Source organism: Sphingomonas sanguinis NBRC 13937 (assembly GCF_001591005.1).
GTDB classification, from domain to species: Bacteria; Pseudomonadota; Alphaproteobacteria; order Sphingomonadales; family Sphingomonadaceae; genus Sphingomonas; species Sphingomonas sanguinis.
The window spans coordinates 40,590-52,866 of the sequence record NZ_BCTY01000006.1 but is presented as its reverse complement, the minus strand read 5'-3'; the positions used below and the strand labels follow the sequence as shown (position 1 = coordinate 52,866).

Sequence of the window (12,277 nt, the reverse complement as noted above, 5' to 3'; positions counted from 1 at the left end):
TCAGCCCCACAAATGAGCATGCAGATAGCCGGAGAGTGCCCGTGCGTGTCGACCCCAATGTGGGAACAGCAGGCGAAAATTGAATGCGGCGTCGTCCGGCCCGTAATTCTCATCCCACCAGATCACCTCGCGTAAATCACGGGTAATATCGGCAATATCGTCGACGCCGTCCCCCAGCATCATCTTTTCATCCAGAGAAGCGAGTGGGTCAGCAAGGCAATAAAGGCCGAGGTACGGGAAGCGATCTGCCACGCAACGGTAGAGGGAGGGAGCATCTATTGAGGGCGGATCTACGTCGTCGCCCGTACAGTCGCCCGACGCGGTGTCGTGCGATTGCGCCAAAAGGCGATCTATAGCCTGAATCAGCATCGTCATGTCCGGCGCTTCACCGGCCCATATGGCGGATAGGAACTGGCGTGAAACATCGGCGGCGGAGGGCATGATGATAACTTTGGCATCAGCCTTGAGAGGTCACAAGTTGATTGGTTCAGAAAGCCCGGAAATGGGCGACCCATGACCCGTCAGACAATGTTCGATCGTCAGGCGGCCATCTCCTCCGCCGACGTCAGCCAGGCCAGACTGTCCGCCGCATTATCGAACACCCGCAGATAGGGCTGGGTCATCAGCCGCCGGATCTGCTGGCGGCCGACCGCGCTGCCATTGACCATCGCGATCCGGCTGGCGCGGGGAAAGTCGCGCAGGGCTTCGTGTACGGTCATGATCGCGTCCTTGGGCTGCACCGTGGTCGCGGACATGTCGATGCGCAGCCGATAGCCGGGACGGAAGCCGCTGTAGCGAAAGGCGTTCAGCAACTCATGGGCATAGCGCCTGGCGATCTCGGGCGTGAACAGCCCGTTCCAGCTGATGTCCAACAGATTGATATCATGACGAAAGGTGAAGGCGTACATGGAGGCTCCTGCCCCCTGTTCTTGCGCCGCCGACCCTTGCCGAATCGCTAATGCCGGAGCCTAATCGTCTGGGTTATCGCCCCTCATCGCCAGCGCGCGGGCATAGAGCGCCTTGCGGTCCAGCCCCAGCGCCTTGGCGACCTCGCTGGCCGCACGACCGACGGGCAGGCGGGTGAGCGCCTCGGCCAGGGCGGTATCCGCATCCTGCTCGGTCGCCGGCGGCGCTTCGCCGGGCGGCGCCACGACGATGGCGATCTCGCCCTTGGGACCACCCTCGGCATAGCGCGCGGCGAGGGTGGAGAGGGTGCCGGTCACCGCCTCCTCGAACTTCTTGGTGATCTCGCGCGTCACCGCCGCCTCGCGGTCGCCCAGCCCCTGGGCCAGCGCGGTCAGCGTTGCGGCCAGACGGGGGCCCGATTCGTAGAGGACCAGGGTGGCGCGGATCGTGGCGATCTCGGCAATGGCGTCGGCGCGCGCCTTTTCCTTGGGCGGCAGGAAGCCCGCGAACAGGAAGCGGTCGGTCGGCAGCCCCGCCAGCGTCAGCGCGGCGATGGCGGCGCACGGGCCGGGAATCGTCACCACGGCATGGCCCGCCGCGCGCGCGTCGCGCACCAGCTTGTATCCGGGATCGGAGATCAGCGGGGTTCCCGCGTCCGACACCAGCGCCACCGCCTGAGTCGCCATGCGCGCGATCAGGCCGGGTCGGACATGCTCGGCATTATGGTCGTGATAGGGCTGCATGGGCCGCTTGATGCCGATATGGCGGAGCAGTCCGGCCGTCACGCGGCTGTCCTCGACCGCGATGACATCGGCTTTTGTCAATATGTTGGCCGCGCGCGGGGATAGATCGCCGAGATTGCCGATCGGGGTCGCGACGATGTACAGCCCGGGTTCGAGAGTGTGTTCAGGTTGGGTCACGGGGATCGTCATGACAGAGGCAAGGCTGTTCGTACAACCGGGGGCCGCAGATTCGGGCGCTCCCCAGATTCGGGTCCGGTGGTTGGGGCGTAGTGTCGCGCTGGCGACGACATTGATGCTGGCGGCGTGTCAGACGATCGTCCCGCGTGGGCCGGTCGACCAGCAGCCGACCGGTCCCGTCCCCTCCCGGCCGCGCCCCTCGACCGAGGTCGAGCCCGGCCTGCCGCGCGACACCGCGCGCCACCGCGTCGCGCTGCTCGTGCCATTGTCGGGCAGCAATGCCGGGGTGGGGCAGTCGATCGCCAACGCCACGATGATGGCGCTGCTCGATGCGCAGGCGGACACGATCCGAATCACCAATTACGACACCACGCCCGGCGCGGCGGCGGCGGCGCAAAAGGCGATCGCCGAGGGCGCGCAACTGATCCTGGGGCCGCTCCTGTCCGAGGACGTCCGCGCCGTCGCCCCCATCGCTCGTGCCGCGCGCGTGCCGGTCATCAGCTTCTCCAACGACAGCGGCGTGGCGGGGGGCGGCACCTATCTGATGGGCTATACCCCCGCCCAGTCGATCGAGCGGGTGGTCGACTATGCGCGCGGGCGCGGCGTCACGACCTTTGCCGGGCTGGTGCCCAATGGCCTGTATGGCGAGCGCGCGTCCACCGCGTTCCTGCGCGCGGTCGAAGGGGCGGGGGGACAGGTCGTCTCGCTTCAGCCCTATGGCCGGGTGGCGGGCGGCATCGCGGCGGCGGCGCAGCGGCTGAACGCCAAGGCCCCCTATGACGCCGTTCTGATCGCCGATGGCGGCGCGACCGCGGCGGCGGCGGCTCCTATCATCAAGCGCGGCTCGGGCGCGACGACGCGGCTCCTGGGGACCGAGCTGTGGAATTCGGAATCGGGCATCGCCGCGCGCGCTCCGCTGAACGGGGCCTGGTTCGCCAGCGTGTCGAATTCGCTCTACCGCCAATATGCGACCAAATACCGCGCCCGGTTCAAGACGGCGCCCTATCGCTTGTCGAGCCTGGGCTACGACTCGGTGCTGCTGACGGTGCGGATCGCCCGCGACTGGAAGATGAACGCGCCCTTCCCGGAAGCGCGCCTACGCGCGTCGGACGGGTTCGCCGGGATCGACGGCGCCTTCCGCTTCGGCCGAGACGGCGTAGCCGAACGCGCGCTGGAGGTGCAGGAAATCCGCGACGGCACCGCAGTGACGGTTTCGCCTGCGCCGTCCGGGTTCGGGGGGTAAGGGGGCGGTCAGGCTGCGGCCTGCCCGGCGAGGCAGGGACTGTGCCCCTTTTTTAAACTCAAAAAGGGGCCGGGATGATTGCTCATCCCGGCCCCAGTCGATGGATGGCCGGTCCCGCAGGCCCGGACATCCATCGGGGGTAATGATCAGAAGGCGTACTGGAATTGCAGGCGGGCGTTGCGAGCCCCCTGATAGCCTTGGATCTGACGATAGTAGATCGACGCGGTGCCGTTGCCGGTCGTGCCGAATTCGTTGAAGTTGGTCGGCGTCTTCAAGTTCAGGAAGTTGAACACCGACAGGCGCAACGTGGCGGTCGAACGACCGATGGGGATCTTTGTCGAGATGTCGATATCGTCGGTGAAGAGCCAGCGACCATCGAACGCCGTACCACGGCGGACGAGTTGCGCGGGGAAGGCCACGGTCGGATCGGTGTTGATCGTGCCGTCCGGCTTGACCTGGCAATAGGCACCCGCCGCACCATAAGCGCGTGCATAGGGGTCGACCGAACGCGGAACCGTGCCGATGCAGCCATATTTGCGCGGTGCGGTCGCCGAGAAGCTGCCGCCGATGTTGAAGATGCCCAGCTGATAGCTGCCGAACAGCTTGAAGACGTGACGACGGTCGTTCGGCGTATAGCCGTACATGCCGCGCGTCAGGCCGGGCTGATCGAAGTCTTGGGTCAGACCAGTATCGCTCTGCCCGTTGTCGCTCTTCACGCCGCCTTCGTAATTGCCGTAGGTCTTGCCATAGACATACGAGCCCTCGATGCTCCACACGCCGTCGAATTCACGCCAGGCGCGGAATGTCATCGAACGGTGGTAGCGTTCCGCCTTCGGATAACCGAGATCGGCGGCCGAGAAGTTGACGGTACGCAGGCCAGTTTCCCCATTAATCGGGTCTGATAGCGTGATCGCCGCCGGGGAGCCCGGGTTGATCAGCACATATTGGTGGAAACCGCCCCAGATATTGCCGCAGCCTGCGATCTTCTGCGCCGTGCAGTAATTGTTGACGGCGGCGTCGATCGCGGCGTCTTCCAGCACTTCGTTCAGCCGGGTGACCGTCAGGAACGTCTGGAAGCGCCAGCGGTCGATCCGCTTTTCATAACCGAAGATCATCTCGTCGGCCGATTGCGGCTTCAAGCCCTGCGCCACCAGCGAGCGGGTATCGGGTGCTCGACCGGTGCCTGTCACGTCGCAGTTGGCGATACCAGTATCGGGGCACGCCACGGCGCCGGAGTACAATACGGGGGCACCCAGGATCGGAATGTTGTTCGGACCCAAGCCGCCGAACAGATTTGTCCGCCAGTAGTAGGTCTCGCCACCCGCCAAGCGAATGTTCGTGTTGGCCGGGACCGGAATATAAAGGCGGCTGAAGCTCCCGTAGAATTTATCGGTCTGGTTACCGATCGGGTCGAAGGAGAACCCGAGACGTGGCCCCCACTGGTTGCCGGACTTATAGAAGGTGATGCCATCACCATTCTTGTTCTCGAACCGGTCTAGGCGTAGGCCCAGGTTGAGGTTCAGCCGGTTTTCCAAAAGCGACCAGCTATCTTGCACGTAAAAGGCGTCGTTACGCGACGAGAAGGCACCACCCACCTTGTAGTTGGATTGACGCACATAGTCGGTACCCACGGGTACGCCATATGCGTCACCGGGACGACCGCGCAGGATCGTGTAGCCGATGCCGCCGCCATTGCCGAGGCTCTGAACCGTAGAAGCCAAGTCTTCGCGGTCATAGCCAAAGCGGACGTGGTGTGTGCCCAGCGCCTTGAAATACACGTCGACGTCGCCGCGATAGAATTTCCGGACGTCTTCGGCAGACTGGATGGAGCCGCCTGGATTGGTCAGGCTAACCGACTGGTCAGTGCGAGCGTCGGTGACGGGCGGCAGGGTCGAGTTCGCCCCGTTGATCGATTGGCCGAATGAGATGTTCTCGTTCCGTCCATAAGCGGCAGAGACAGTCAGCCACTTGCTCATCACGCCGGTGTAGCGACCGACATAGTTGGCGCCGCCATATTTGCCGAAGGTATAACCCTGATAGGGGCCGTCCTGGCCGGTCGTTAGGTTGAAGCGGTTAGCGAGCGAGTTGGTGTTGCCGTAGTAGCGGCTGGTATCTTCACCCGATGTGTTGAAATAGGTGAACTCCAGGCGCTGACCATTGGTGATGACCGCGTCGATCTTGCCGCCGTAGAAGGGCGAAGTGGTACGATAGAAGGTGCGCGAAGTCCCGAGGAAGGTGTTGGTCGCCGGGAAATACTGGCGACCCGCTCCGGTCGAGGCGATGCTGCGCGACTGATATATACCGTAAAAGAACAGGTGGTCTTTCCACAACGGCCCTGACAGTTCCGCCGTCATGCTGGCGGACTCGCTGCGCGAGAACTGGTTGGCCGAGTAGATCGTGTCCTTCGTCTTCGAGATCAGCGAATTGGGGTTCCAGCTGAACAGAATACCGCCATGGAACTGGTTCGAGCCGGACTTGGTGGTTGCATTGATGAAACCGCCTGTCGAACGGCCGAACTCCGCCGCATAGCCGCCGGTCTTCACTTCCACCGTCTGATAGAAGTCGAACGGCACGGTCACCGCGCCAAGGCTCTTGCGGAAGTCGGTGATATTTAGGCCGTTGATGAAGAAGGCGTTTTCCGACACGGCTGAGCCGTTGATCGACGGCAGGCCACCGAACGCGCCGGCACCGGCATTGGCGCCCGGCGCTAGCAGCACGACCGATTGCAGGCTGCGGCCGACGGGAAGCCGAGTCGCGATGTCGGAGACGTCGAGGACCGCGCCAGTGGTAGTGCTGTCGAAATCCGAAGTGCGGATGCGCTTGCCCGACACCATGATCTCGCCCGAATTGCCCTCGACTTCGCCACCGAGCGCGAAGCGATTCGACGCCGAACCGGCGCGCAGCGTGACCTTGTCTTCCTTATAGATCGCATAGCCCGAGGCGGTGATCGTGAAGGTGTAGTCGCCCGGCGGCAGTTCTGGGATCTGATAGCTGCCGTCCTTGTCGGTCGTCGCGCTACGCGAGAAGCCTTGCGCATCCGATGTCACGGTGACCGTGGCCCCTGCGATCGGCTTGCCTGCCGAGTCCGTGACCTGGCCACCGGCGATGACGTTGACGTAACCTTGGGCCGCAGCGGGTGCGGCGATGACGGTCAAACTGGAAACGGCGACAATTCCGGCCGCTGCGGACAAGAGAATGCCTTTGCGGCGACGCCGCATGGATTCGATCCCCATCGATGTAATCCCCCTATTATGCCCGCCCGCAATCGGGTCGGCCATCAGAGAGGCCTCGCCGGACTGGTTTGGCCTCTGGGGATATCTAGGCAGACCACAAAACGACGGTCAACATAGTATAATATATTGTATTATGCGGATAAATCACATGCTAAATCACTAATTTGTAAAGTAAATTTTATAAAACTGTCACGGTTGGATAGAGCGCCGCTGAATATTTCGAAAATTACATTCATTTTACGTTCAGATGTTGCATTGTTGCAACAAGCGCTCGTGAGTAGATGTGATTGTTGCGACCGGGCTGATCGCCGTTCCGAGTGGCGGGGCGGCGGAGGACACGAATGCCGCTTCCGTAGCCTCCGACGACCCTCCAAAACCGTTCAGATCACCAGATCGCGCAGGATCGCATCGAGCAACAAGGCGCCCGCGTCGGTGACGATCAGTCGGTCGCCATCGCGCCGGATCAGCCCCTGTGCAGCCATTCGCGTCGCGGCGTTCTCGTCCACCATCGGTCGTCCTTCGGCCAGGGCGGCGACGCGGGACAGGTCGACGCCTTCGGTCAGGCGCAGACCCATGACCAACGCTTCGGTCGCGCGGGTGACGGGGGGGAGGCTTTCCTCCTGTTCGATGCCGTGGCCGTTGCGGTCGACCGCCGTCATCCAGTTTTCCGGCTTCTTGCGCCGGACCGTCGCCACGCCCTCTCGCCGACCATGCGCGCCGGGGCCGATCCCGGCATAGTCGCCATAGCGCCAATAGGTCAGGTTGTGGCGACTCTCCGCGCCGGGCGCGGCGTGGTTGGACGTTTCATAGGCGGGCAGTCCGGCGGCGGCGGTGAGGCTGCGCGTCGTCTCGAACAGATCGGCGGCGGCGTCGCCATCGGGGATGACCAGACGCCCGGCGGCGGCTTCGGTGTGGAAGCGCGTGCCGGGTTCGATCGTCAGCTGGTAGAGGGACAAGTGCTCCGTGCCATAGCCGATCGCGCGGGTGAGCTCGGCCTCCCAGTCGGGGAGCGGCTGGCCGGGGCGGGCATAGATCAGGTCGAAGCTGACGCGTCCGAACAGGCCTTGCGCGGTCTGGAGCGCCCGCAGCGCCTCGTCGACGCCATGGGCGCGGCCGAGGAAATGAAGGGCCTGATCGTCCAGCGCCTGCACGCCCAGCGAGGCGCGGTTGACCCCGGCGGCGGCCAGGTCGGCGAAGCGCGCCGCCTCGACCGAGGAGGGGTTGGCCTCCAGCGTGATCTCAATATCCTCCGCAAAGCCCCAATGGCGCTCGGCCGCGTCGAGGATCGCGGCGACCGTGGAGGGCGGCATCAGCGACGGCGTACCCCCGCCAAAGAAGATCGACGTCAGCCGCCGCCCGGGCAGGGCCTCCGCCTCATGCGCCAGATCGGCGAGCAGCGCCTTGGCCCAGGCGGCCTGGTCCACCGACTCGCGGACATGGCTGTTGAAGTCGCAATAGGGGCATTTGGAAACGCAGAAGGGCCAGTGGACATAGAGCGCGAGCGGGGAGGGAGCCGATGACGAACGGGGCGATATTGCGGAGGACATGATGTCGCCCGATATGGCGGCGATGCGCACGCTTCGCCATCTCTTATCGATTCCCGTCCTGGCCCCGATCGTTGCCATCATGCTGGCGGCTTGTGGTCCCGTGGTGCCGTCGCAGACCGGTGGTGTCGAGAGCCCGCCGGCGCGGGTGGTCGAGGAACGCGCCTCCGACACGCCGACGGCGCGGGGGGCAGGGCTGTTGCGTCAGGCGATGCTGGAGGGGCACCGGGCGGCGCGCGCGGCGGTGGGCCTGCCGCCGCTGAGCTGGGACGAAGGGCTGGCCGCCAGCGCGCTCGCCTATGCGCAGGAGATGGCGCGGACCGGCCGCTTCCAACATGCCGACCAGCCGCAGGGGCCGACCCGGCTGGGCGAGAATTTGTGGACCGGTACGCGCGGCGCCTATCGCTATGACGAGATGATGAGCCATTGGCTGGCCGAGCGGAGCAATTTCGTAAACCTGCCGGTGCCGCAATCCAGCCGGACGGGCCAGTTCGGCGATGTCGGCCATTACACCCAGATCGTCTGGGCCCGATCCACGGCGGTCGGTTGCGCGATGGCGAGCAACAGGCGCGACGACTTCCTCGTTTGCCGCTATAGCCCCACCGGCAACGTCTTTGGTGAGCGGGCTTTCTGACTCAGGCCGGGACGGACGAAAGGTTTGACGCACATGGCCAATCCCTATGATCCGATGGCGTGGCTCGCCTTCTGGACGGCGCCCGCCCGCTTCGCGGTGATGGCGAGCGAAGCGATGCTGAGCGCGCAGAGCGTGATTGCGACTCGCATGGGGGCGATGGCGACGGGCACCTCCTCGATCGCGGAGATGACGTTGATGGTCAGCGAGAAGGTGAAGGCCTTCGACCAGTCGGCCAAGGTTTGGAACCGCGATCAGGCGGCGCTGTCGCGGTTGTCGCAGCATGACCCGCGCGGCGGGGTGATCGATGCGTGGGAGACGATGGCGCGTGCCATGCTGATCGGGGCATCGATGCCGGTCCAGGCAATGGCGCCGGTGCACCGGGCCGTGACCGCGAACCAGAAGCGGCTGGCGAAGGGTTAGGGTATTTCCTCCCCTTGAAGGGGAGGTGGCAGGGCGAAGCCCTGACGGAGGGGTGTCCCGCTATCGATAGGGCGACACCCCTCCATCAGCTTTAGAACACCGCCTTCACCAGCTGGCCGAATGCGTCGGCGCGGTGGCTGATGCGGTTCTTTTCGTCCTGGTCCATCTCGGCAAAGGTCTCGGTCTTACCCAGCGGCTGGAAGATCGGGTCATAGCCATGGCCCTTGTCGCCGCGCGGCGGCCACACGATCGTGCCGTCGACGCGACCCTCGAACCATTCGACATGCCCGTCGGGCCAGCCGACCGCGAGCGCGCAGACGAAGTGCGCGGCGCGGCTCATGTCCGGTTCCTCGTTCAGCCGATCCTCGACCGAGCGCATCGCCATCGCAAAGTCCTTGGTCGGCCCGGCCCAGCGCGCCGAGAATAGCCCCGGATCGCCGCCCAGCGCATCGACGCACAACCCGCTATCGTCCGACAGAGCGGGCAGCCCCGACAGGTCGGCGGCGGCCAGTGCCTTCAGCTCGGCATTGGCGACGAAGGTCGTGCCGGTCTCCTCGGGCTCGGGCAGGTCCAGATCGGCGGCCGCGATCACTTCGACGCCGTACGGTGCCAGCAGTTCGCGGAATTCGACGATCTTGCCCTTGTTGTGGCTGGCGAGGACCAGCTTGCCGGGCTCCAGCTTGCGGATCGCCTGACGGCCGCTTCCCTCGCCGCTCATGCGCGGATCGCCCGGTCCTGCGCCGCGTAGATTTCGGCGCAGCCCATGCGTGCGAGACGGAGCAGACGCAGCAGCGCCTCTTCGTCATAGGTGGCGTGCTCGGCGGTCGCCTGCACCTCGGCGATGTGGCCGTTCTCGATCAGCACGAAATTGGCGTCGGCATCGGCATTCGAATCTTCGATATAATCGAGGTCGAGGACCGGCGTGCCCTGATGGATGCCGCAGGACACGGCGGCGACCTTGTTGCGGATCGGGTCGCTGGTCAGCTTGCCTTCGGCCATCAGCTTGTTGACCGCCATGCGCAGCGCGACCCAGGCGCCCGAAATGGCGGCGGTGCGGGTGCCGCCATCGGCCTGGATCACGTCGCAGTCGATGGTGATCTGCCGCTCGCCCAGTGCCTTCAGGTCGCAGACGGCGCGCAAGCTACGGCCGATCAGCCGCTGGATTTCCTGGGTGCGGCCCGACTGCTTGCCCTTGGCGGCCTCGCGGCTGCCGCGCGTATGGGTGGCGCGGGGGAGCATGCCGTACTCGGCCGTGACCCAGCCCTCACCCTTGCCGCGCAGGAAGGGGGGCACGCGCTCTTCGACGCTGGCGGTGACGAGCACCTTGGTATCGCCGAACCCGATCAGCACCGAACCTTCGGCGTGGCGGGTGAAATTCGGCTCGATGGTGATGGGACGCATCTGGTCGGGCATCCGGCCGGACGGGCGCATAGTCTTCTCCTTGTTCCTTGAAGACAGCCCTAACCGGCCCCCGCGCGATGCGCCAGAGACCAAGGTGGCGATCGGAAGACACTCCCCTTCTTCTCTGCGCCCTCTGCGCCTCTGCGCCTCTGCGCGACAAAATGGTTCACGCGAAGCCGCGACGCCGCGAAGAGGGACTGGAAATCTTCGCGCCTTCGCGGCTTCGCGTGATCAATCTCTTTTTTTTGCGCGCAGAGGCGCGGAGAAGAAGAGTGTCTCCCGATCGCGGTTGAGTGATGCAGTGCGCGCGCCTACATTTCCATCATGGTCACCCCACCGATCACCGAGCTGACCGACCGGGCGCGCGATATCTTTCGCGTGGTGGTCGACAGCTATCTGACCAGCGGTCAGCCCGTGGGGTCGAAGACGATCGCGCTGTCGGGGATCAACCTGTCTCCCGCCTCGATCCGCAACGTCCTTCAGGAACTGGAGGAGCGCGGGTTGCTGGCGGCACCGCATACCAGCGCGGGGCGGATGCCGACCGATGTCGGCCTGCGGCTGTTCGTCGATGGCATGATGCACGCGATGGAGCCCAGCATCGAGGAGCGCGCCGCGATCGAGGCGCGGGCCGCCCGCTCCGGCCCGGTCGAGGAGGCGCTGGCGGCGACGACGGCGGTGCTGTCGGGACTGTCGGCCTGTGCCGGGCTGGTGATGGTCCCCAAGCGCGAGTTGAAGCTGCGCTCGATCGGTTTCGTGCCCTTGTCGATGACCCAGGCGCTGGCGGTGCTGGTCGCCGAGGATGGCGCGGTGGAGAATCGCGTGCTGGAACTGCCGCCGGGCATGACCGGCTCTGCGTTGATCGAGGCGGGCAATTATCTCTCCGCTACGCTCGCCGGCCTCACGCTGGGACAGGCGCGAGAGCGATTGGAGCGCGAGCTTGCGGCGGGCCGTGCCGCGCTGGACGGCGCGGCGCGGGCGCTGGTCGAACAGGGGCTGATCGTCTGGAGCGAGGATGGCGCGCGGCGGCCGATCCTGATCGTGCGTGGACAGGGGCGGCTGATCGACGCTGCGGCCGCCGCCGATCTGGAACGGGTCCGCGACCTGCTCGACGATCTGGAGGGCAAGCAGGAAATCGCCAGCCTGCTCGATTCGGCGCGCGCGGGCGATTCGACCCGCATCTTCATCGGCGCGGAGAACAAATTGTTCGCGCTTTCCGGGTCTTCGGTGATCGCCCGGCCTTTTCGCGGCCTCGACGGCCAAGTGGTCGGTGTGGTCGGCGTAATCGGGCCGACGCGGTTGAACTATGCCCGCGTCGTGCCCATGGTGGATTTCACGGCGGCAACGCTCGCCCGGATGATGGGCTGAACAGGGATTATGATGAGCGAGAATACGACCAACGAAACCCAGAACGACCTGCGTGAAGAGACGGCCGAGGCCGCGCCCGAAGTGGCGGTGCAGGACCGCGTCGCCGAGCTGGAGAACCAGCTGGCCGAGGCCAAGCAGCAATATCTCTACGCCCAGGCCGAGAACCAGAATGTCCGTCGCCGCGCCGAGAAGGAAGCGGTCGACGCGCGCAACTATGCCGCGACCGCGTTCGCGCGTGACGTGCTGTCGGTCGCCGATAACCTCCAGCGCGCCCTTCAGGCGATCCCGGCCGATCTGCGTACCGATGACAAGTGGAAGGGGCTGGTGACCGGCCTCGACGCCACCGGCCGCGAGCTGGACAGCGTGCTCGGGCGTCACGGCATCACCAAGATCGAGGCGCTGGGCCAGCCGCTCGACCCCAACAAGCATCAGGCGATGATCGAAATGCCCTCCGACCAGGAGCCGGGCACGATCGTGCAGGAGATGCAGTCGGGGTATATGATCAAGGACCGCCTGCTTCGCCCGGCGCTGGTCGCGGTGGCCAAGAAGCCGGACTGATCGGGCTTTTTTTGACGTTTGACGAAGGGGCGGGCCGGTTGGTCCGCCCTTTT

Annotated in this window: 12 protein-coding genes; 5 read left to right on the top strand and 7 right to left on the bottom strand. The window is 65.2% G+C overall.

The window, feature by feature from the left end; genetic code table 11:
• The 3 genes from SSA01S_RS05040 to rsmI form a co-directional block, all read right to left on the bottom strand.
• Positions 1-441, bottom strand: a complete 441-nt coding sequence (locus tag SSA01S_RS05040; RefSeq protein WP_206378870.1) for a hypothetical protein — start codon at positions 439-441, stop codon at positions 1-3.
• Positions 442-539: 98 nt separating this feature from the next.
• Positions 540-908 carry a hypothetical protein gene (locus SSA01S_RS05035; RefSeq protein WP_061779498.1) on the bottom strand — a complete coding sequence of 123 codons (369 nt, stop codon included), beginning with the start codon at positions 906-908 and terminating at the stop codon, positions 540-542.
• 60 nt (positions 909-968) lie between these two features.
• Positions 969-1,838, bottom strand: a complete 870-nt coding sequence (gene rsmI / locus SSA01S_RS05030; RefSeq protein WP_061779497.1) for a 16S rRNA (cytidine(1402)-2'-O)-methyltransferase — start codon at positions 1,836-1,838, stop codon at positions 969-971.
• Here rsmI and SSA01S_RS05025 point away from each other — a divergent pair.
• Positions 1,837-3,069, top strand: coding sequence for a penicillin-binding protein activator (locus SSA01S_RS05025; protein WP_061779496.1), 1,233 nt, complete (start codon positions 1,837-1,839; stop codon positions 3,067-3,069). The two genes, rsmI and SSA01S_RS05025, sit on opposite strands and share 2 nt — an antisense overlap.
• Positions 3,070-3,215: 146 nt before the next feature.
• On the opposite strand, the gene SSA01S_RS05020 is transcribed toward SSA01S_RS05025, so the two are convergent.
• Together SSA01S_RS05020 and hemW are read right to left on the bottom strand one after the other, a co-directional pair.
• Entirely contained in the window at positions 3,216-6,302 is a 3,087-nt protein-coding gene (locus SSA01S_RS05020; RefSeq protein ID WP_061779495.1) for a TonB-dependent receptor, read from the bottom strand.
• A 380-nt stretch (positions 6,303-6,682) separates the two neighbouring features.
• Positions 6,683-7,849: a radical SAM family heme chaperone HemW gene (gene hemW, locus SSA01S_RS05015; protein WP_061779545.1), complete on the bottom strand. Its 1,167-nt coding sequence runs from the start codon at positions 7,847-7,849 to the stop codon at positions 6,683-6,685.
• Here hemW and SSA01S_RS05010 point away from each other — a divergent pair.
• Complete coding sequence (locus SSA01S_RS05010; protein ID WP_240954597.1) at positions 7,848-8,480, top strand: CAP domain-containing protein; 633 nt, start codon at positions 7,848-7,850, stop codon at positions 8,478-8,480. The genes hemW and SSA01S_RS05010 overlap by 2 nt on opposite strands.
• 33 nt (positions 8,481-8,513) lie before the next feature.
• Positions 8,514-8,900 (top strand): hypothetical protein, encoded by a 387-nt coding sequence (locus SSA01S_RS05005; protein WP_058732161.1) that lies wholly within the window; start codon positions 8,514-8,516, stop codon positions 8,898-8,900.
• A gap of 91 nt (positions 8,901-8,991) precedes the next feature.
• Here SSA01S_RS05005 and rdgB read toward each other — a convergent pair whose 3' ends face one another.
• Together rdgB and rph are read right to left on the bottom strand one after the other, a co-directional pair.
• Positions 8,992-9,618, bottom strand: a complete 627-nt coding sequence (gene rdgB / locus SSA01S_RS05000; protein WP_061779493.1) for an RdgB/HAM1 family non-canonical purine NTP pyrophosphatase — start codon at positions 9,616-9,618, stop codon at positions 8,992-8,994.
• Positions 9,615-10,331: a ribonuclease PH gene (gene rph / locus SSA01S_RS04995; protein ID WP_058732159.1), complete on the bottom strand. Its 717-nt coding sequence runs from the start codon at positions 10,329-10,331 to the stop codon at positions 9,615-9,617. Before rph ends, rdgB begins: the two co-directional genes overlap by 4 nt.
• A gap of 294 nt (positions 10,332-10,625) precedes the next feature.
• On the opposite strand from rph, the gene hrcA reads away from it, so the two are divergent.
• Entirely contained in the window at positions 10,626-11,666 is a 1,041-nt protein-coding gene (hrcA, locus tag SSA01S_RS04990; protein WP_061779492.1) for a heat-inducible transcriptional repressor HrcA, read from the top strand.
• Between the two features lie 12 nt (positions 11,667-11,678).
• Positions 11,679-12,224: a nucleotide exchange factor GrpE gene (gene grpE / locus SSA01S_RS04985; RefSeq protein ID WP_061779544.1), complete on the top strand. Its 546-nt coding sequence runs from the start codon at positions 11,679-11,681 to the stop codon at positions 12,222-12,224.
• Positions 12,225-12,277 lie beyond the last annotated feature (53 nt).